The following is a 22,801-nucleotide window of genomic DNA, read 5'->3' on the forward strand; positions in this document are numbered from 1 at the left end:
ATACTCTAGCTTGCTCATCTATTATACAATAATTTAAATCGGCCATTTTTATACTTTTATTCATATAGTTTCGGAGGACAAATCTATTAACCCAATACCATGGCGATAGTGAATATTGCCTATAAGTAACTAAATCATCACAATGAAAATAAACAACTTTTGCCTTGGTTTTTTTCTGAACATAATACAAAACAGCATGCATATAGAAAGAGTCATACGACGGAGAATATATAATATCCGGACTAAGTTCTTCTAAAAAATCATCTAATTCTTTGCTCTTCCATTTTCCTATAAACCATAACAACTCTCTTGCCCACAAAAACAGATACCATCTATTATTTCTAAAAAAATCGTATAGTTTTTTTTCTGTTTTTTGGTATTCTATTTCATTATCAATCTCTCTTGTTTCATCCAATCTTTTTTCAAACTTTAAACCAGCTACTTTTGTTTTTCTTAAAAATTTTCTAACAAGTAGGCTTTCAGAAATTTTAAAATATTGAGTACAAACTTTGTTGTTAGGAATTTCGTCTCTAAAATATAAATTAGCGATTTTATCAGATTCCCAATATTGAAATAGATTAGACAAGGTGTTTCCACTATTGTTTGTATCATTCCAAGAATCTCGGCTTATTACTAAAACTTTAGGCTTCATACTAATTTTAGTTTTTGTAGCAATTTAGTTATTCCATTTTGAAACAACAATTTTTCATCCGTTTTAAGTCCAAAGAACCACATCATCATTAAATAAATAAAACTGATTATTATTACTTTCATAATAAATATTACTATACTTATTTGTAATATAAAATAGTTTACTGCTATGCCAACAAGTAATGTTACTACTATTGGCAAAACCATACTCAAATAACATTCTTTAAAAAAACGAGGGATTTCAAGTTTAATAACTTTCCAATATATGTAATTCATTCCAACGACTTGTCCAAGTAAATTTGCAACAAAAATACCTATTGCACAACCTATTGCACCATATTTTGGAGCTAGGGAAAATGAAATAAAAACGCTTAAAACAGATGTAAACAATATAATTATAGCTCTAATTTTTAATTTATTTAAAACAATCAGATAAGTTCCCGCGATTTCTTGTGTTAATGTTATAATTCCAGGTAAAACCAATAACAATACAATATAATAAGAGGGTTCATATCCTTCTCCCATCCACAATAATATAAACTGTTTTCCTAGGATAATTAATCCAACGAATAAAAGCCCTATAATTGTCAATTGCATTCTTCCGACTTTAATCATTAAGTCGGTTATTGATTTAAGGTTATTCTCTTTAGATTCTAGATGGGTAACCTTGGAAAGAAACAATCCGTTAAGAGCATTGGCAATAGTCCAAGTATAGCCTTCAATGATATTTCCTATGGAAAAAAAAACAATTTGACTGGTTCCTGAAAGAATTCCCAATAGAATTGGGGAGATATTAAAGAGTAATCGTTGTCCTACTCCAATTATTGTGGTCCAAAAGGAGAAACCCATTAATTCTTTAAGAACAGTTTTATCCGTAAAGCTAAAGTTAATCCTTATTGAGGTATTTTTAAAAAGATAGCCGAATTTTACAAAAATAAGCAGGAAGCCAATAACAGCATTAATCAATACTAATGCATATAGTTTGTATCCAAAAAACAATGCCCCAACCATAGCAATGATGATGGCAACTTTACTGATAACATCACATAATTTTAGAAAAATAAATCTTTGATAGGCAATAAAAATTCCTTCCATTATTAGAAACGGAAATGAAATTACACTAAAAACACCACTTATTACATAAACAACTTCTAACTTTTGAAATTCCTCATGCGTCAGTTTTCCAAAGATATTGTTTAGAAAAAAATAACTAAGAACAAGTGCTGTTAGTATTATTAAACTGATTAAAAGATAAAATTTTGAAGCTAAACCTAGTAATTCATCTATTTTTTTTTGATTATTTTCTAGTTTATACACGCTTATTTTTCTAGCAATGGCTTGACCTAAACCAAAATCCATTACAAAATAAGACAACAAAGCCATTACTAGAACATATATCCCATAATCAGATTTTCCAATAATAGAAATCATCCAAGGAGTATACAAAATTCCTGCTAGAATATTGAATCCTACAGAGATATAGGAAATTAAAGCGCCTATTTTTATTTGTTTGGAATCACTCAAAATTGAAAGGTAAATTTTCTTTAATAATTCTTGCAGAAACTCTTATATGGCTATAATTATCCGAAATGTTTTTTGTAACAACTGAATTTGTTGCAATTATTTGCATCTATTTAATTATTTTGAGTTCTTAACAATAATCTACATATTAAATCAACTTCTTCAATTGTCAAATCTGTATATAACGGTAGACACAAAACTCTTTTAGCAATATCATCTGTAATCGAGAAATTTTTAGGTTGCAAATAAGGTAACGTATTTGCAAGTGACGGATAAAAATATCTTCTGGTAAAAATTTCATGCTTTTCAAGATAAGCCTTACTTTTAAGCATCATTTCTTCGGTTTCAAAAATTACTGGATAATATGCGTAATTATTCACAGAACCCGAATGCCATTTTTGTTTTACAATTTTAAGATCTTTAAGTTTTTCATCGTATCTTTTAGAAATAGTTTTTCTTTTGGAAATTATTTCATCTATAAACTTTAAATTGGCCAATCCCATTGCGGCGTGAAATTCAGAATTTTTTCCGTTTATTCCTAACTCTGCAAATGCTTCAGGCCCATTAAATCCAAAATTTCTAATAAACGCCATTTTTTTGATTAATTCAGAATTTTTAGAAACAACAAAACCTCCTTCAATTGAATGATATAGCTTAGTGGCATGTAAACTACATGTAGAAATGTCGCCGTACTCAAATATTGATTTCCCTTCAATTTCTACTTTAAAAGCATGAGCAGCATCATAAATAACTTTCAAATTGTATTTTTTTGCAATTTTTTCAATCTCAACTACATCACAAGGATTCCCAAAAACATGTGTAGCCAATATTGCAGAAGTATTTTCATTAATTGCTGCTTCAATTTTTAATGGATCAATATTTAAAGACTCTTTATTAATCTCTACAAAAACTGGACTACAATTTTCCCAAACAATACAACTTGTTGTTGCTACAAATGAAAAAGGAGTGGTTATTATTTCCCCTTTTAAATCTAATGCTTTAATAGCCATTTGAAGTGCTACAGTACCGTTTGTTACGAAAAGCAAATGGTCTAATTTTAAAAAATCTTTTAATTTCAACTCCAAATCACTTGCCAATGGACCCATATTGGTTAGCCATTGTCTGTGCCAAATCCCTTCTAAATAATTAGAATATATTTCTTTTGGTGGCAAAAACGGTTTAGTAACTGGAATCATACTTTCAATAATTTATTTTTTCAACAAATACCCATAAAAAATTCTTCTCAAAACACCTTCAACTCTTCTGGTGAAAAGAATGAATTTATTTTTTCCCATTTTATTTAAAACTATCTTTTCGTAGTCAACATCATTAATAATATATTTTGGATGCTTTAAAGGAAAAGTTAGTTCATATGTTTTCATATAAAATAAACTTCTTATTACGCTAGGTAATTTTAACGGATGATCAACATTGTGTCCTGCATTTGCAGAAATACCCATACAATTTATCATGTTTTTTTTAGGTACAATTAGCAATGAATTGTTTAAATAAAATGAAGCCGCGTTAGCTAATTCATAAGGGACTACAGTATTTTGATCTGCTTCCCATTGCTTTCTTAACAGAATTGAATTCCTTTTCGCAGAGCCATTAATGGTCTTAGGTAACGATTTTAAAAGTAAATTAAAATGATAGGCATCTTGGGTAAAAGCTAAATCTTCTTCAAAGGCTTCAAAGGTTCTTTTCCATAATGCAAAACCCCAAATTGAGCCTGCTTTTGAAAAAAAATAATCGGCACTTGGTGATTCATAAACTCCTTGATGATTCATACCACATATTTTTTGAATTCTTAAATCATCTTTGTATTTTTCTAATAGTTCCTCACAATAAGGGAAAAAACTTTGACAAGGCACTACATCGTCTTCAAGAAAAATTAGTCTATCTACAATTTCGAAAGTTTTTTTGAATGCAGTCATCGCAATGTAATGCATTCCTTTATTTTCTTCAGAATAAAAATGATGCACTTCACATTCCCAATCTATATCATCAACAATCACTCTACATTGATCATTTAAATATTTATCATTCGGATGTGTGACTCTTGGTCCGTCTGACACCAAAAACAATTTTTCGGGTCTAGCTTTTTTTACTGCTTCAAAAGAATGCATTAGCTTTTCTGGACGAACAAAAAACATTAATAATACTGGGACTTTTGATATTGCTTTCTTTTTCATAAGATGAATAAAGTAAATTTAATATAACAATGATTTTAACTGTTCTTTAAAATCAGTATCTAGTTTTCTTATTTGACTTTTAATATCTATTGATTTATCAAACGAAACGTTCAATATTGCTTCTGCAATTTCCTTAGGTTTATTTTTATTATAATACACTACTAATTCTCCAATTTTTGAATTTGAAACACAATCTATTTTGCAAGATACAACTTTTAGTCCCATTCCTAAATAAGATAAAATCTTACTAGGAAAAGAAGAATTTACATATTCTCCATCAATATTTTGAGTGCTTAATCCTATATGACAAGCCTGACAAAACTTAATATACTCTTCTCCTTTTTTTTCTCCATAAAAATAAGCTTTACACGCTGAATCTGAATTAACTTCCAAAATTTGCTTTTGCAATTTTTCAACCTCTCCAAATCCTACAATATTCAAAATATAATTACTCGGTAAGAATTTACAACTTTCTAATGCATTAAAAACCCCTGCCTTATGACTATCAATTATTCCCGCATAAACCAAGTGCACCTTACCATCATTTGAAGGCACATTTAAAGTTTCATAAACTTTATAATTGCCATAAATAATAATATTAGGTTTGTCTTTTATGTGATTTACTTTTTCCTGTAACAAATCTGTAGAAAAAAGAAAAGCATCTGCTTTGTCTATAATCTTTTTTTCAAAAAAAGTAAAAATTTTACTTATTGAAGAAACATCATGATAAATTTCTTCAACTTCTAGTATTAGATAAAACTTTTTAATTCGTTTAGCTAGCAAAACTGGAAATGCCAACCAAGGTGAATGATACACGATAATTTTTTCTCCTTTTTTTACAAAAAAAACTAAATAGCTAATTAACCATAATAAAGAGAAAGCAATTTTTAAAACTCGTGTAAGTTTATTTGAAGTAAAAGATGAAGGAACAAATTTTACATTCTTTTTTTTAAGCTGATTTTCTTCATTTATTAATTTTGAATCTAAAACACATGAATCATTAAACCAAGAAGGTGAAACAATACATACCTCACAACCTATTTCTTGAAGCGAGTCATATATATAGTCCATTTTGTTGGTTGCTGCTAAAGAAGAAACTCTTTTCTTTTTAGAATTTTGTTCGTCATAAAACCCAACATATTTTATTTTATTTTTCATTCGCTAATAATAATCATCTCTTGTATAATAGTGTTTCGGCAAACGCATTTCTTCCCAATAAAAACCATAAGGCATCTCCTGATCTTTATCCCAACTCCCTTTTATGTACAAACACATTAAAACGACAATAGCGAGAATTGTTACTTCGTTTTTCATCTTTGAAGAGATGTTTTTAAAAGAATATAAAATTTCTGGAATAAATAACGTCAAAAATATAGTAAAGTACATGTTTATCCTCATAAAAGTAGGATTAATCCATGTTATTGGTAAGAAAATTAAAACGATAGAAAAAGCATTATAATAGTTTAAGGAAACTGGATTATTACTCAAAACCGCTTTTCTTCTTAACAAACCAGTTATACCTATAATTAGAAAGAAAACCGTAAACGTAACTGCTCCACCGTCCATTACTTCATACTTATCATATCCACTTACAATCATTAAATAATTTGCCATTTTATCTTTAAACTGAAAGAAAATTGGAAACATAAACAGCATTATATTAAATAAATATTTTGTGTTTTTTATTCTACATAAAAAATAAAAAATAAAGAAAAAAATGGAAGACTTGTGTATCGTTGAGGCGATTAGAACTAACAATACAAAAGGAATAATTTTTTTCTTTTTTACAAACTCATAACTATATAAAGTAAATGCAGTTGCTATAGTTTGCCTAATCCCAGTTAACGAATAAAACGAATAAAACAGAACGCTATAAATCAAAAAACCTAAAATAACATCTATAAAACGTTGTGAGTTTTTGAGTAAAAAATTACCAAATACAATAAAAAAAAGAACGGCAACAATAAATAAAAAAAATTGATAATTATAAATTATTGTTTGTTGCATTTTTTGAAAAATATCAAAACCTGGATCTTTACCAATTCCATATTCATAATATTCTTTAAAATCACTGATTACCATCCTCCACGAAGTATGACTTAGACTTTCGTAACCCATAAAGTAGGTGTAAGTATCATCTCCAACGGCTACATTGCGCAAACCCGATTGCAAAATTAAAACGACAGAACAAATGATGATGTATTTTTTTTTAATCTTATAACTATCAACATCACCTTTATAAGTTAGCAAAAAATGAAGTCCAATAAAAAGATTAAACAACATGACTATTAAATTAAATATCATCTTTTTTAACTTTTATAAATATCAATAGTTGCATTGATATTTGAATATATATTAAAATTTTCAATTACAAAATTTCGGCAATTTGCTGAATAAAATGTTTTTGAATTTTTCTTAATTGTGTTTATCGCACTCGCCATTTGATTTACATTTCGTTTTTCAACGACATAACCACAGCCTTCTCCTATTATTTCTGGGCAAGCTGTAACATCATATACAATAGCTGGAGTACCACAACTTAGTGCTTCTGCAATTACTTTACCAAAAGTATCCTCAGTCGACAAATGTACATAAACATCCGAAAAACTATACAATTGCGCTAGCTTAATTTTACTATTTATATAATTAATATGAAAAATATTTTCTGGTAATTTTGACTTACTTTCAACATGACCAACAACGATTATTTGCATATCATCTGAGATAAGTTTTGACAACGCTAATAGATCTATCCATTTTACATCATTCTCGCTCCAATGGGCACTAACCAATAGTATTGTGAATTTTTTTGGATTCAAACCATATTCTACTATAACTTCTTTTGAATCAATCTGTTTGAAAATTTCGACATCTACCCAATTGTATATTGTTTTAATTGTACGCTCTTTAAAAAAAGATTTTTTTACTTGACTTTCTAACCATTTCGAAACGGTTATAACAGTCAAATTTTCAATACTAGTAAACCATTCCTTCTTGTCAGAAAACATTAATTTTGATCTATCTAAAAACAAGCTAGCTGGGTATTTTTTAGTTTGTGGACATTGACTACAATGTGATTGCCACTTGTAACAAGCCACATCTGTATAATGTGCACATTTTCCTGTAAAAGCCCAACAATCATGAAATGTCCATACAACGGGTTTATTGCGTTTTATTAGATACGCAAACAAAATAGGTAGGTTTAAATAATTACCATGTAAATTATGTAAATGAATAATATCTGGATTAATTGAATCGATATAATTTAGCAATTTTTTGGTTCCATTTGTAGTAAAATAACCTTGCTTTCCAAAAATTCTTGACCCTAAATTATGCAGGTGATTTTCAAGTATTGTTCCAATTTTAAAACTTTTTTTATAATTTGTAGTAGCTTGACCATAAGCTATGAAACATTCATGTCCCTCCCTTTCAAGCACAAACGCAATGTCTTCACAAATTGTTCCAGTGCTTCCATATCCAGAAACAGAATTAATCATTAAAATTTTCATGTACTACTAAATATATTGTTTCCAGACATTCTGTTTAACATAATCCGTATAACTTAAAAGTATACGAACCAGTTTTTCTGAAACATTTGGCATAGAATAATCGGCTACATAACGAAGGTTGCGTTCACTTCCTATTTTTTGATATTGAAGTTGCACTAATCCTTGCATAATACGATCGGTAGAAAGTCCAACCATCATGACCGATGCCTCTTCCATTGCTTCTGGTCTTTCATGGGCTTCTCTTATATTTAATGCTCTAAAATTTAAAATTGAAGACTCTTCAGAAATGGTTCCGCTATCTGACAACACAGCAAAAGAACTCATTTGCAATGCATTGTAATCATTGAATCCCATTGGCTTAAGAAATTGAATATGTGAATTCATTTTGATATTCTCTTTTTCAATTCTATTTCTTGTCCGAGGATGCGTACTTACTATAATTGGATAATTAAATTTTTCCGCAATTGAATTTAGACTATTCATTAAATTGAAAAAATTCCTGTCTGAGTTAATATTTTCTTCTCTGTGAGCAGAAACTACGAAATATTTTTCTTTTTGTAAGCCTAAATCTTGAATTATGGTTGATGATTTTATTGATGGTAAATAGTGTGTTAAAACCTCAAACATAGGCGAGCCAGTTTTTATTATTCTATCGGCAGGCAGTCCTTCTCTCAATAAATATTCTCTTGCAATATCGCTATATGTTAAATTGATATCAGCTGTGTGATCTACAATCTTCCTATTGGTTTCTTCGGGAACTCTTTGATCAAAACAACGATTCCCAGCTTCCATATGAAATACTGGTATTTGTCTTTTTTTAGCTGGAATAGCACATAAACAGCTATTAGTATCTCCTAAAACTAAAAAAGCATCTGGATTTTCAGAAATTAATAATGGGTCAATTTTTATTAAAATTTGGCCAATTGTTTCCATTGGACTATCACCAGCAGCATTTAAAAAAAAATCAGGTTTTCTAATTTGTAAGTCATCGAAAAATATTTGATTAAGTTCATAATCATAATTTTGACCTGTATGTACAATAATATGTTCAATTGCCTCCGAAGCATCTAAAGCAGCCATAACTCTTGAGAGTCTTATAATTTCGGGACGTGTCCCAACTACTGTCATTACTTTTAACTTTTTCATCATCATAAAATCAATTAAACATTTTCGAAATAAGTATCTGGGTCGTTAGGATTGTAAGTTTCATTAATCCAAAAGTTGGTGTATAAAACCTCATCACCTACATTTTTTATATTATGGGTATACCAAATTGGCATATCAACATAGGCTGGATTATCACCGTCTAGATAGAAGTCTAAAACTTCTTTGGTTCCTATTTTTCTTAATTGTATTAAGGCTTTACCTTTTATGACTGAAAACCTTTCTATTTTTCTAGTATGAAAATGATTACCTCTTGTAATTTCTGGAAAAGTGGTCGAGAAAGAGACTTGACCTCCTATGCCTAATCTAATAATTTCAACAAAACTTCCCCTGTCATCTGTATGTTGTGTATATTTTACTGGAAAATGTTTTCCTACATTCATATAACATCTGAATGTATTGAATAAATTTAATTCGAAAGTATTATTTATAACTGGAATTTCTCCACTATCCTGATATTTTGATTTATAGTTTTCTAACAAAGATAAAATTTCAGAAACTTTGGCTTCGGCAGTATGATTTAATAACACGAATGGTTCTTGTTTTTTTTCTCTTATCTTAGTAATGATGGCTGAAACTAGCTCATCTACATAAATTAGTTTTAAATCGCCATCTACTTGAATTTTCGGAACTTCATTATTAGTTAATTGATGCGAAAAAGTAGCTACAACTGAATTATAAAACGGCAATCCAAATGGTCCAAAAACATTAGGAATTACTAATCCTGTAAAAACAGCTCCTGAATTAATCGCCCAGTTTGAAAGTAGTTCTCGCCCTTCTTTTTTTGATTTTCCGTACAAATTGTCTTTTTCTTCTTGTAAAGAGGACGACATAATAACATGTCCTTTACTTTTAGTTCTTTCTAATGAATGAATAAGCTGATGAACTAAATTAATATTAGTATCATAAATCACTTGCGGATCAGCATGTCTATTCATTGCTGCTAAATGAACAATAACATCACATTGAGATACAAATTGATCTAAAAGCACATTGTCATTAAAGAAATTTTTATGAAAACTTACTCGTTCAAATTCTCCTTGATTCAGACCTAATGTATTAAACAAATGAGTTCCTACAAAACCTTGTTGTCCAGTTATTCCTACTCTTAACATATTTCTTTTTTAACTTTTAAAATAATCCGCATCGAAACGATATTCATCACTAACCTCTCCCAATAAATAGTCTGACATAACTAGCAATGTAGCGTCTTTTTCTAAAGATTGAATACTACTAACATAACCAGAAGGAACATGAAGTACATCTAATTTTTCAGCATTTAAATTAAACTCTATTACTTCTAAATGTGTTGAAACTGATTCCCAATTATCGATTTTAATTAACTTGATTTTAAAAGCACCATTAGTGGCAGTAAACCAGCGTTGTTCTATTTTATGTCCTTGCCAAGCTCTTATAAAATCTACACTTTTATTTTCAATAATGTAAATTCTCCTAATTGCCGACAAATCAAAATTATTGTTATAAAACAAATTGCCTCTTTGATCTGTATGTGAATTGCCTTTTATTATTTTAGGAATCATATTACTTTTATCCTGGATATTGCATCACATCTTCACCAAAAACTTCTTTTCTAATAAGTGGTAAGTTGATTAATAATCGTTTCATTCCTTCAACATCTTGTTGTGATGTATTATGTGAATTATAATCGTCTACTTCAGACAAGTCTTGTTCTCCTTCAGAGTAATATTGCGCATAATTTAAATCTCTGTTATCTGCAGGAATGCGATAAAAATCGCCCATATCTTCAGCTTTCACCATTTCTTCCCTAGTGCATAATGTTTCATAGAGTTTTTCACCGTGCCTAGTTCCTATAATTTTTATTTCACAATCTGATTTACAAATATCCTTTAATGCTTGAGCCAAATCTCCTATAGTTCCTGCTGGTGCTTTATTAACGAATAAATCTCCTGAATTTCCATGTTGGAAAGCGAATAGCACTAATTCTACCGCCTCTTCTAATGACATTAAAAAACGAGTCATTTTAGGGTCAGTAATAGTAATAATTTCATTGTTTTTAATTTGATTAAGAAACAATGGAATAACCGAACCTCTAGAAGCCATTACATTTCCGTAACGTGTCAGACAAACGGTGGTTTCGGTAACATTTCTAGAAGCTGCAATAGCTACTTTTTCCATTAATGCTTTGGATATTCCCATAGCGTTAATAGGGTAAGCTGCTTTATCAGTACTTAAACAAATTACTTTTTTTACTTTACTAGCAATTGCTGCATCAATAACATTTTGCGTACCAAAAACATTCGTTTTTGTAGCTTCAATAGGGAAAAACTCACAAGAAGGCACTTGTTTTAAGGCTGCAGCGTGAAATACATAATCTACACCACGCATTGCAGTTTCAATACTTTTATAATCTCTAACATCTCCAATATAAAACTTTAACTTATCGTTTTTCAATTGATTGCGCATATCGTCTTGTTTCTTCTCATCTCGAGAAAAAATTCTAATTTCTTTAAAATGATCTGTATGAAGAAATCGTTGTAAAACTGCATTTCCAAATGAACCCGTTCCGCCAGTTATTAAAAGGATTTTATCTTTAAACATGTTTTGTTCTTCTTTTTATTATTTCGCTATTTTTCTCAAATAGTCTGCATAACTACTTTTTCCTAAATTGGTCGCTGTTGCTACAAACTTTTCTTTATCGATAAATCCTTTTCTGTAAGCAACTTCTTCGATACAGGCTATTTTAAGCCCTGTACGTTTTTCTACTGCTTTTACAAATTCGGTTGCTTCGGTTAGTGACTCATGCGTTCCTGTATCTAGCCAAGCAAATCCACGACCCATCAATTGTAAATTTAGTTTTTTATCTTCAAGATACTCTTGATTTACTGTTGTAATTTCCAACTCACCGCGATGTGATGGTTTTACATTTTTAGCAATATTTACTACCGAATTTGGATAAAAATACAAACCTATTACCGCAAAATTAGATTTCGGGTTTTCTGGTTTTTCTTCGATACTTAAAACTTTTCCATCTTCAGAAAATTCAGCTACACCATAACGTTCTGGATCATCTACATAATAACCAAAAACAACAGCTTCTTTTTTTTCTGAAACAATGTTTACAGCATTATTTAGTAATGTTTGCAAGCCAGCTCCGTAAAAAATATTATCCCCAAGAACCAAACAAACATCATCATTGCCAATAAAATCTTCTCCAAGAATAAAAGCTTGTGCCAATCCGTCTGGTGATGGCTGTTCTACATAACTCAATTTCAGTCCAATTTGACTTCCATCTCCAAATAACCTTTTGAAATTAGGCAAATCTTGTGGTGTCGAAATGATTAAAATTTCGTTTATTCCTGCTAACATTAAAACCGATAGCGGATAATAAATCATTGGTTTGTCATATATTGGCAACAATTGTTTGGACACAACTTGTGTTAGTGGATGCAATCTTGTTCCCGAACCACCTGCTAATATTATTCCTTTCATAATTTAGATTTTTAGACTTCTTAGGTTTTTAGACTTCTTAGGTTTTTAGAAAATTTAGATTCTATATTATCTAAGTTGTCTAATTATATTGTTTTTCGTAGTACTTCGCGTATTCTCCCGAAGTCACATTATTTAACCAATCTGTATTACTTAAATACCAATCGATGGTTTGCTCTAAACCTTCTTCAAAAGTTACGGTTGGTTTCCAACCTAATTCCTTATTGATTTTAGAAGCATCGATGGCATAACGCAAATCGTGACCTGGACGGTCTTTTACGTAAGTTATTAGTTTTAAAGATTCTCCTGCTTCTCTATCTAATTTTTCGTCCATTACTTTGCAAAGTAGTTTAACTAAATCGATATTTTTCCATTCGTTGAAACCACCAATATTATAAGTTTCATGATTTTTTCCTTCATGAAAAACCAAATCAATCGCAACGGCATGGTCTTTTACAAACAACCAATCACGGGTATAATTTCCGTCACCATATACTGGCAATGGCTTGTTATTGATGATATTATTGATGAACAATGGTATTAATTTCTCAGGAAAATGGTAAGGACCATAATTATTGGAACAATTCGTCAAAACATAAGGTAAACCATACGTTTCACCATAAGCTCTCACAAAATGATCTGAACTTGCTTTTGATGCCGAATAAGGTGAGTTAGGATCATAAGACGTGGTTTCTGTAAACAATCCTTCTGCTCCAAGCGAACCATAAACCTCATCGGTAGAAATATGGTAAAAACGTTTGCCTTCCATATTTCCTTTCCAAAGGTTCTTGGCTGCATTTAGCAAATTCATTGTTCCAATTACGTTTGTTTTTACAAATGACAACGGATCTTCGATAGAACGATCTACATGAGATTCGGCAGCTAAATGCAAAACCCCTTCGAAATTATGTTTTGAAAACAACTCATTTATAAAACTTTCGTCAACAATATCTCCTTTTACAAAGGTATAATTTGATTCGTTTTCGATATCTTTTATATTTTCTAGATTTCCTGCATAAGTCAATGCATCTAAATTATAAATATGATAATTTGGATAATTTTGCACAAATCTTCTAACAACGTGCGAACCAATAAATCCCGCTCCTCCTGTAATTAATATATTTTTCATTTTTTTTATAAATTTGAACTTCCTACTGCAATATAAGTAAATCCTATTTCTGTCATTTGTTTTTTGTCTAAAAGATTTCTTCCGTCGAAAACGAATGCCGGTTTTAGCATATTATCGTATATTTTTTTCCAATCGTATGAATTAAATTCGTCCCATTCGGTTAAAACTGCAATGGCATGGGAATTATGACAAGCTTCGTATGGATCTTGATTTACCTGTATTAATTTAAGTTGATTTTCATCTAAACTGATTAAATCCTCTTTTATTTGCTTTTCAGAAACTTTAGGGTCATAAACAGCAATTTTTGCTTGTTCTACAATTAGATTCTGAGCAATATTTATAGCTGCAGATTCTCTTGTATCATTGGTGTCTTTCTTGAAAGCCCAACCCAAAAGTGCTATTTTTTTCCCCGAAATGGTATTGTATAATGTTTGCACAATATTTCTAGAAAAACGATTTTTCTGATGGTCATTCATAATAACCACTTGTTCCCAATAATCGGCAACTTCATGCAATCCATAAGATTTTGCTATATAAACTAAGTTTAATATATCTTTTTGAAAACAAGAACCGCCAAAACCAACTGAGGCTTTTAAGAATTTCGATCCAATTCGAGCATCCATTCCAATGGCTTTTGCTACTTCAGAAACATCGGCACCTGTTTTTTCACATAATTCAGAAATAGCATTTATTGAGGAAACTCTTTGTGCTAAAAAGGCATTTGCTGTTAGTTTAGATAATTCTGATGACCAAACATTGGTGGTTAATATTTTTTCTGCAGGAACCCAATTGGAATAAATATCTACTAAAGATTTGATTGCGTCTTCATCTTCGCCTCCAATAAGTACTCGGTCGGGATTATGTAAATCTTGCACCGCAGTTCCTTCGGCGAGAAACTCTGGATTGGATAATATCTGAAATTGAACCCCATTTCCCGTATGATCTAATATATTTTTGATAGCTTCGGCAGTACGAACTGGCAAAGTCGATTTTTCGACAACGATTTTGTCTTGTTTAGAAACACGGGCAATTTGGCGAGCGCAAAGTTCGATATATTTCAAATCGGCAGCCATTCCTTTTCCTGCTCCGTAATTTTTTGTTGGTGTATTCACCGAAATAAAAATCATTTGAGCTTCATCAATCGCTTTATCGACATCGGTCGAAAAAAATAAGTTTCGACCACGAGCTTCGGCAACTACATTATCTAATCCTGGTTCGTAAACTGGCAAATTTTCTAGATTAGTATCATTCCAAGCGGCAATTCTTGATTCATTTAGATCGACAACTGTAACTTTTATATCTGGACATTTTTGTGCAATCACAGCCATAGTAGGACCTCCCACATAACCTGCTCCAATACAACAAATAGAATTTATTTTCATTTAATGAAATTATTATAAAATTTTATAAAATTAAAGTTTTCCATCGACATGTTTGCCTAAAATCCCTTTAACATCATATAATATTGAATTTTCTTTTTGTAAAGATTTAAAATCTAAGGACAAAAACTCGTTATGCGCAACGCCTAAAACCACAGCATCAAACTTAATTGACGGCAATTCTCTTGCGGTTTGCAAACTGTATTCATGCGAAACTTCAACTGGATTTACCCATGGATCATAGATTGTAACATTTATTCCGTATTCTTTTAATGAAGAAATTACATCAACAATTTTTGTATTTCTTACATCAGGACAATTTTCTTTGAATGCAATTCCTAACATGAGCAATTCGGCATTATTTATCGCAATTTCTTTTTTACTCATGAGCTTCACTACTTGCGAAGCTACGTATTCTCCCATACTGTCGTTAAGTCTTCTTCCTGCCAAAATAATTTCTGGATGATAACCCATTTCTTGTGCCTTTTGAGCCAAATAATAAGGATCGACACCGATGCAATGTCCGCCGACTAATCCTGGTTTGAATGGTAAAAAATTCCATTTTGTACCAGCGGCTTCTAAAACATCTTGGGTATCTATTCCTAGAACATTGAATATTTTTGCCAATTCGTTTACAAAAGCAATGTTAATATCACGTTGTGAATTCTCGATTACTTTAGCCGCTTCAGCAACTCTAATGGTTGGTGCCAAATGTGTTCCTGCTGTAATGACAGATTTATACAAATCGTTTACTTTGATTCCAATTTCTGGTGTTGATCCTGAAGTTACTTTTAGGATTTTTTCGACCGTATGTTCTTTATCACCCGGATTTATTCTTTCTGGTGAATATCCTGCAAAGAAATCGATATTAAATTTTAATCCACTTATTTTTTCCAAAACAGGCACACATTCTTCCTCAGTTACACCAGGATAAACGGTAGATTCATAGATAACAATATCTCCCTTTTTTAATACTTTTCCAACGGTTTCACTCGATTTGTAAAGTGGAGTTAAGTCTGGTTTGTTGTTTTTATCTACTGGAGTTGGAACTGTAACTATATAATAGTTACAATCTTTTATATCATCGATATTAGTCGAACAAAACAATCCGTTTGTGTTTGTGTTTTCAGTTTTTAAAACTGATTGTAATAAATCTTTACTAATTTCTAAAGTGACATCTAAACCAGAATTAAGTTCCGATACTCTTTTAGCATTTATATCAAAACCTACCACGCTGTATTTTGTAGCAAACAATCTTGCTAATGGCAAACCTACATATCCTAATCCTATTACTGCTATTTTCATTGTAATTAATCTATTTTAAATTCTCCCAATACCATTTTACAGATTCTTTTAAACCTTCCTGCATAGAGAATTTTGGACTATAGCTTAACATTTTTTTTGCTTTATCGACACTTGCCAACGAGTGCGGAATATCTCCTGCACGATTTGGCCCATAAATTATTTTTACCTCGGCAATTTTCGAATCAAATTTTGCTAATTCGAATTGTAGGTTTTTTATTAAATCATTCAACGTCGTTCTGTCTCCAAAAGCTGTATTAAAAACAGTATTTATAGCCTCAGGATTTTGAGTAAACATGGCCAATTCATTCATTTGAATCACATTATCAATATATGTAAAATCACGAGAATAATTACCATCTCCATTTATCACAGGGCTATCATAATTCATAAATTGCTGAACAAATTTCGGAATTACTGCTGCATATACGCCTTTTGGATCTTGTTTCCTTCCAAAAACGTTAAAATATCTCAACCCGATGGTTTCTATTCCGTAAGTTTTACTAAAAATATCGGCATACAATTCGTTTATATATTTTGTAATAGCATATGGCGAAAGTGGTTTACCTATAATGTCTTCCATTTTTGGTAGCGATTCAGAATCACCGTATGTTGATGAGCTTGCGGCATATATAAATCTTTTTACATTTGCTTCTTTAGCGGCAGATAACATATTCAGAAAACCAGAAACATTAACATCATTAGTTGTAATTGGGTCAATAATAGACCTTGGCACTGAGCCTAATGCTGCTTGATGCGATACATAATCGATACCAACTAATGCTTTCTGACAATCTGAAAAATCGCGAATATCTGCCTCTATTAATGTGAAATTTTTATTACTCAACAAATGCTCTATATTATAACGATGTCCTGTTGCAAAATTATCTAAGCAAACGACGTTATGTCCTTTATCTAAAAAATATTCACACAAATTAGAGCCTATAAACCCAGCTCCTCCAGTTATGAGTATTTTAAATTTTGATGATTGCATTCTTTATTTTTTGAATATATTTTTTACAAAATTCACAATCGGATTAATTCGTTTCTCTTCTTCGTGATAACCATCTGCATAAGTTCCGTAACCATATCCGTAACCATAATCATAGCCATATTTTGCTTTATTTTCGAAACCATTAAAAACAATACTAATATTACTTAACTCACCTCGTTTGTGTTTATTATTAACCAACGTTAACATGTCTTTTTTAGTCACATTTTGTCTGACAATATATAATGTAGCGTCACAATAAGGCGTTAGCTCTAAAGCATCAGAAACCAAACCTACTGGTGGTGTATCTAGAATTATGTAATCATATTTTTGTTTCAATTCATCTAGCATTTCTTTCATGGTTTCTCCCATAATTAATTCTGCTGGATTTGGAGGAACTGGTCCTGATGAAATAAAATCTAAGAAAGGAATTGGTGTTTTTTGCGTAATTTCTTCGAGTGTTTTTTGACCAATTAAATAATTTACAGCACCAATCGTATTTTCTACATGAAAATCTTTAAAAATCTTAGGCTTCCTTAAATCGAGTCCAACAATTACAGTTTTCTTTTCGCTTAATGCAAAAACTGTTGCGATATTTATAGAACAAAAAGTTTTTCCTTCGCCACTTACAGAAGAAGTAAGCATTAATGTTTTTGCTCCTGCTTGCTGTTTTTTGTACAAAAATTGTAATGATGATCTTACGGCTCTGAAACTTTCGGCAAGTCCAGATTTGGGTTTTTCAAATACTGCTAAATTACTTTTGGTATTCTTTTTACCTACTACTCCTAAAATTGGAATCTTAGTTAACTTTGTAATATCTTCTGTATTCTTAATTGTATTGTCAATTATAGTAACTCCAAACACCATTATTAAAGGTATTAGCAATCCTAAAAATAAGGCTAAAACGTAATTTACTTTAGTCTTTGGACCTAATAAACCGCCACCCGTATCTTTTGCAGGATCTATAACTTGTATGTCCGATAAATTTGCAGCTCTTACAATATCTGCTTCACTTCGTTTTTCAAGAAATGAGTTGTAAACGCTTTTATTCAAATCATATTTTCTATTAATTTTTACCAATTCTTGTTGTTGTCCTGGTAATTTTTTAATAGTATTTTCGGCCATTCCTAGTTTTTTATCAACAACAGCTAAATCATATTGAATTGAAGCTTTTGCAGACGAAATATTTTCAAGCAAGACTCTCTTTAAAGCGTCCATTTGAATATCGAAATCTTTAAATTTTTTGTCGTTTTTTACCGCATAAGACATTTCTGCACGTTCTGCCGATAGTGATGTTAATTTTGATACATTTGAAATAATATTTGGATCATCTATTCCTGCAACTGATGGTGCTGGAAGTTTCGAGTAATCGACACTATTTATTAAATATGATTTTAGTGAATTATAGTAAGCAATTTTTCTATTTATTAAATCTTTTTCGACATCTAAACTTGTTATTTGCTCGGTAAATTTTTCGCCACCTAACTCTACTTCAAAAATATTTTTATCTCTACTAAAATCTTTTAACTCGCTTTCAGTATCTTTTAGCTGGCCTTCCATCGCAACAAGTGTGCTGTCTATAAATCGGATTGTATTGGTTGCAAACTGGTTTTTAGCTTCCAACTGTCTATTCATTAAAACGGTGATTGTTCCGTTCAAATAATCGACCATTCGGGCTTTATTTGTTCCTTGTAAATCTAAATCTATGATTGCGCCACCTTTTGAGTCAGTTTTAATTTCTAAATCTTTATAAGTTTCAACAACACCATTGAAATTGGCAAATCTAACCATGTGACTTGAACCATCATAAAACCCTGGATTGTTTGTTAATTCTAGTTTCCAATGCAAAAAAGGTAGGGAAACCTGTTCTCCAATTTTGTAACGTTTTTTGAACTCCCCAATCTGAACATTTGTATTACTCGATTTTTCTGTTGTATAATTCATCAGAGAAACACTTGGTTCTTCAAAGTTTATAGAAATCTCGTATTCGTTTGGACTAACAAATTTTATATTGATAAGTTGCCCTGCAAGTTGCGGAAGATTTTTATTGATATTTACATAAAAAGGGACTTCGCCATAAGCATCTTGTATGTTGTATTTTCCTTGACGTAAATATTCTATATAGTAATTTAATTCCTTTACAACTCTTTCGTTATGAGAACGAGATTTTATAGTTGTTGTAAGTGTTTGCACTTGATCTGACGTTCCTCCCCAATTGAAAACCAAACTTGTATTTGCTGTAAAAAAAGGATTGTTTTCTTCTTTATACGCAATAGTTGTAGAAATTCCGTATATTTTTTCTTTTCTTACATTTACTTGATATGCAATTGTAAAAGCAATTATTAAACTCACAAGAAACCAGTTCCAATGGCCTAATATTTTTGTAAAAAAGGCTTTGAAATCGAAATTATTTTGCGTCTCAAAAAATGAAAAATCTTTAGTATCGAGCATTATTCTAATTTATTTTTTTATCAATAAAAATGTTGTCAACAATAATGACACTGCTGCCAAAATTGTTGTAAACGACTGTAAACCATTAACACCAGTTCCCCAAGATTTTTGTTTGAGCGGTTTAATGTATATAAAATCATTAGGTTGCACATAATAATATGGCGATTTTAGTGCTTCGCTACTTGTTAAATCTATAGAGTGCATTTCGGTTCCGTGAGGATATTGCCTAACCACCATGACATCTTTTCGGTTCCCAACCATTGTTATATCGCCAGAATTTGCAATCGCTTCGAGAATGGTAACTTTGTCTTGAAAAAGAATTTTTGTTCCTGGACTAGTAATTTCCCCATTTACAGTATATCGCATACCCGCAAGTTTTACTGTAACAAAAATATCTGCTTCTTTATTAAAATATTCGTCTAATAATTGTTTCTCGATTTTTAGTCTAATTTCGTCTAATGTTAGCCCAAGTACGTTTACTTCACCTAAAACTGGCACACGAATATCACCATGATCATTTACAGAAAAACCATCAAAATAAAGCCCGTCGGAAGAGTTTGATTGAACTCCTGCTACCGAAGATGGGTTAAACATTTCTACCAGTTTCTGATCTAACGCTTTTATCCTAACGCTCAAAACATCGTTTACTTGTGCTCGGTAAGGCTTCAAAACCACTGGTGTTATTGTCGATTCTTGGTTTGAATTGTTTTTATTTTGAAGATACAGCAAATCTTTATTTGGTATGCAAGAAGCAAACAAAAAAAGGACTGCAAATGCGCAAAAACTATATATTTTATTCATTTTTAATGACAATTTTGGAAACAAATATAGTTTTTCATTTGGTAAAATAAAACCCTATATACTTTTTAATTGAATTAATTATTTTTAAAGGAATTTTCGAAAGGAATTCTGTTCAAAATACTTCGCCCAAGCGTGACTTCATCAGCATATTCTAGCTCATCTCCCACCGAAATTCCTCGAGCAATAGACGAGGTAATTATCTCACAATCTTTTATTTGCTTATAGATATAAAAATTTGTAGTATCTCCCTCCATTGTTGAGCTTAATGCAAAAATAATCTCAGAAATATTGCCAGATTTTACTTTTTCTACTAATGATGTGATATTCAACTGGCTTGGACCAACACCATCTATAGGCGAAATTTTCCCTCCTAAAACATGATAAATTCCACGAAATTGACCAGTATTTTCGATAGCCATTACATCGCGAACATCTTCTACCACACAAACAATTTGATGATTCCTATTATGATTTGAGCAAATTTCGCACACAGCAACATCGGAAATGTTATGACAGTTTGTACAAAATCTAATTTCCTCACGCATAGTAAGTAACGATTGTGCCAAGAAATCTGTTCGCTCTTTGGGTTGCTTTAGCAAATGCAAAACCAATCGCAATGCCGTTCGTTTACCTATTCCTGGCAATTGCGCCATTTCGTTTACCGCTTTTTCTAATAGTTTTGATGAAAATTCCATATGGCAAAAGTAAGCATTTTGTTTATTTGGCTATGTGGTTATTTGTTAGTTTCAAGGAATCCTCCAAATAACCACATAACCAAATAACCGATTAAACATTTTTTTGTATTTTGCGACAAATAAATTTTACCTCATGACACCATTTGCAATCCTATCACTTATTGTAATTTACTTCGGAATCTTATTTGTTATTTCTCATGTTGTGAGCAAAAAAGACAGCGGAAACGAAGCTTTTTTTAAAGCCAATAAAAACTCAAAATGGTATCTTGTTGCCTTCGGAATGATAGGAACAGCATTGTCTGGTGTAACTTTTATTTCGGTTCCGGGCGAAGTAGGAAATCCTGATTTGCAATTCAAATATTTTCAGTTTGTGCTAGGAAATGCGATTGGATTTATCATCATTGCAAAAGTATTGCTCCCGTTGTATTACCGAATGAATCTGACATCGATTTACGGATACATCGAACAACGTTTGGGCATAATCAGTTATAAAACTGCTGCCACTATTTTTTTGATTAGCCGTACTATTGGTTCGGCATTTAGGCTGTATCTTGTTGTTATCGTTTTGCAACGTTATGTTTTCGATTATTATGGCGTTCCGTTTACATTTACCGTATTAATGTCGCTTTTATTAATTTTTGCTTACACGTATCGTGGCGGATTGAAAACGATTATTATTACCGATACTTTGCAAACATTCTTCCTTGTTTCTTCGGTATTTTTAACGATTTTTTTTATTTGTAAAAGTTTAGATTTAAGCGTTTTTAGTGCTTTTGAAGAAGTGAAAAATAGTAATTATTCTAAAATATTTTTCTTTGATGATTACAATAAAGGCAACTATTTTTGGAAACAAATTCTAGGCGGAATATTTGTAACTATTGCCATGGTTGGATTAGATCAGGATTTAATGCAGAAGAATTTGAGTTGCAAAAACATTGGCGAAGCACAAAAAAACATGTTCACTTTTACAGGGATTTTTGTGATTATTAATATTTTCTTTTTGAGTGTTGGAGCCTTGCTTTATATGTTTGCTGAGAAGAATGGAATTTCAGTTCCAATGGTTGATGGTGTTGCCAGAACTGACTTTTTGTTTCCTGAAATTGCACTAAAATCATTAGGATTAATTCCCGCTATAGTATTTTTATTAGGATTAACAGCAGCTACTTTTGCCACAACCGATTCGGCATTAACAGCTTTGACCACTTCATTTTGTGTCGATTTTTTGAGTATGGACAAAACCGAAAACTTAAACAAACCTAATATTGTAAGAACGCGTCATATTGTTCATCTTGGATTTTCATTTTTGATGTTTTTGGTTATTGTCATTTTCAATTCGTTTAACGATGCTTCGGTAGTGAAAATGATTTTCAAAATTGCATCGTACACTTACGGGCCACTTTTAGGATTGTATTGTTTTGGTTTGTTTGTAAAATCGAAAACTGTACATGACAAACTGGTTCCTTTTATCTGTTTGATTTCGCCAGCGATTTGTTATTTTATAAGTACAAACTCGGCAAAATTATTTGGCAATTATGTGATTGACAATGA

General features: G+C 31.1%; 20 protein-coding genes. 1 reads left to right on the forward strand and 19 read right to left on the reverse strand.

Annotation, left to right across the window (positions count from 1 at the left end; genetic code table 11):
- From ACH2BG_RS02305 to recR, 19 genes are all read right to left on the reverse strand, one after another.
- Positions 1-652: hypothetical protein (locus ACH2BG_RS02305; RefSeq protein ID WP_395046118.1), on the reverse strand; the 652-nt coding region annotated here is incomplete at its 3' end.
- Positions 649-2,175, reverse strand: a complete 1,527-nt coding sequence (locus ACH2BG_RS02310) for an oligosaccharide flippase family protein (protein ID WP_395046119.1) — start codon at positions 2,173-2,175, stop codon at positions 649-651. The genes ACH2BG_RS02310 and ACH2BG_RS02305, both read right to left, overlap by 4 nt.
- 110 nt (positions 2,176-2,285) lie before the next feature.
- A complete protein-coding gene (locus ACH2BG_RS02315) occupies positions 2,286-3,368 on the reverse strand; it encodes a DegT/DnrJ/EryC1/StrS family aminotransferase (protein WP_395046120.1) in 1,083 nt (360 codons plus the stop codon).
- A gap of 12 nt (positions 3,369-3,380) precedes the next feature.
- Complete coding sequence (locus tag ACH2BG_RS02320) at positions 3,381-4,364, reverse strand: hypothetical protein (RefSeq protein WP_395046121.1); 984 nt, start codon at positions 4,362-4,364, stop codon at positions 3,381-3,383.
- Positions 4,365-4,382: 18 nt separating this feature from the next.
- Positions 4,383-5,522: a hypothetical protein gene (locus ACH2BG_RS02325; protein WP_395046122.1), complete on the reverse strand. Its 1,140-nt coding sequence runs from the start codon at positions 5,520-5,522 to the stop codon at positions 4,383-4,385.
- 3 nt (positions 5,523-5,525) lie between these two features.
- On the reverse strand, positions 5,526-6,668 hold the full coding sequence (locus tag ACH2BG_RS02330; RefSeq protein WP_395046123.1) for an EpsG family protein: 1,143 nt from the start codon (positions 6,666-6,668) through the stop codon (positions 5,526-5,528).
- A gap of 5 nt (positions 6,669-6,673) precedes the next feature.
- Positions 6,674-7,861 (reverse strand): glycosyltransferase, encoded by a 1,188-nt coding sequence (locus ACH2BG_RS02335; protein WP_395046124.1) that lies wholly within the window; start codon positions 7,859-7,861, stop codon positions 6,674-6,676.
- Positions 7,862-7,879: 18 nt separating this feature from the next.
- A complete protein-coding gene (gene wecB / locus ACH2BG_RS02340; RefSeq protein WP_395046137.1) occupies positions 7,880-9,019 on the reverse strand; it encodes a non-hydrolyzing UDP-N-acetylglucosamine 2-epimerase in 1,140 nt (379 codons plus the stop codon).
- Between the two features lie 14 nt (positions 9,020-9,033).
- Positions 9,034-10,152, reverse strand: a complete 1,119-nt coding sequence (locus ACH2BG_RS02345) for an NAD-dependent epimerase/dehydratase family protein (RefSeq protein WP_395046125.1) — start codon at positions 10,150-10,152, stop codon at positions 9,034-9,036.
- 9 nt (positions 10,153-10,161) lie between these two features.
- Positions 10,162-10,578, reverse strand: coding sequence for a WxcM-like domain-containing protein (locus tag ACH2BG_RS02350; protein ID WP_395046126.1), 417 nt, complete (start codon positions 10,576-10,578; stop codon positions 10,162-10,164).
- Between the two features lie 7 nt (positions 10,579-10,585).
- Positions 10,586-11,617: a polysaccharide biosynthesis protein gene (locus tag ACH2BG_RS02355; protein ID WP_395046127.1), complete on the reverse strand. Its 1,032-nt coding sequence runs from the start codon at positions 11,615-11,617 to the stop codon at positions 10,586-10,588.
- A gap of 18 nt (positions 11,618-11,635) precedes the next feature.
- On the reverse strand, positions 11,636-12,508 hold the full coding sequence (gene rfbA, locus ACH2BG_RS02360) for a glucose-1-phosphate thymidylyltransferase RfbA (RefSeq protein WP_395046128.1): 873 nt from the start codon (positions 12,506-12,508) through the stop codon (positions 11,636-11,638).
- 79 nt (positions 12,509-12,587) lie between these two features.
- Positions 12,588-13,634: a dTDP-glucose 4,6-dehydratase gene (rfbB, locus tag ACH2BG_RS02365; protein ID WP_395046129.1), complete on the reverse strand. Its 1,047-nt coding sequence runs from the start codon at positions 13,632-13,634 to the stop codon at positions 12,588-12,590.
- A gap of 5 nt (positions 13,635-13,639) precedes the next feature.
- On the reverse strand, positions 13,640-15,016 hold the full coding sequence (locus ACH2BG_RS02370; protein ID WP_395046130.1) for a UDP-glucose 6-dehydrogenase: 1,377 nt from the start codon (positions 15,014-15,016) through the stop codon (positions 13,640-13,642).
- A gap of 30 nt (positions 15,017-15,046) precedes the next feature.
- The gene (locus tag ACH2BG_RS02375; protein ID WP_395046131.1) at positions 15,047-16,318 is read right to left on the reverse strand and encodes a nucleotide sugar dehydrogenase; all 1,272 of its coding nucleotides are present in this window, start codon (positions 16,316-16,318) and stop codon (positions 15,047-15,049) included.
- Positions 16,319-16,328: 10 nt separating this feature from the next.
- On the reverse strand, positions 16,329-17,309 hold the full coding sequence (locus tag ACH2BG_RS02380) for an SDR family oxidoreductase (protein WP_395046132.1): 981 nt from the start codon (positions 17,307-17,309) through the stop codon (positions 16,329-16,331).
- 3 nt (positions 17,310-17,312) lie between these two features.
- Positions 17,313-19,757 carry a polysaccharide biosynthesis tyrosine autokinase gene (locus tag ACH2BG_RS02385; protein WP_395046133.1) on the reverse strand — a complete coding sequence of 815 codons (2,445 nt, stop codon included), beginning with the start codon at positions 19,755-19,757 and terminating at the stop codon, positions 17,313-17,315.
- Positions 19,758-19,766: 9 nt separating this feature from the next.
- On the reverse strand, positions 19,767-20,558 hold the full coding sequence (locus ACH2BG_RS02390; protein ID WP_395046134.1) for a polysaccharide biosynthesis/export family protein: 792 nt from the start codon (positions 20,556-20,558) through the stop codon (positions 19,767-19,769).
- A gap of 74 nt (positions 20,559-20,632) precedes the next feature.
- Positions 20,633-21,253, reverse strand: coding sequence for a recombination mediator RecR (gene recR, locus ACH2BG_RS02395; protein ID WP_395046135.1), 621 nt, complete (start codon positions 21,251-21,253; stop codon positions 20,633-20,635).
- Between the two features lie 133 nt (positions 21,254-21,386).
- On the opposite strand from recR, the gene ACH2BG_RS02400 reads away from it, so the two are divergent.
- Positions 21,387-22,801, forward strand: a 1,415-nt coding sequence (locus ACH2BG_RS02400; RefSeq protein ID WP_395046136.1) for a sodium:solute symporter, incomplete at its 3' end; no start/stop codon positions are given.

Origin of the sequence: Flavobacterium sp. (genome assembly GCF_043779715.1) — a bacterium.
Classification (GTDB): Bacteria; Bacteroidota; Bacteroidia; order Flavobacteriales; family Flavobacteriaceae; genus Flavobacterium.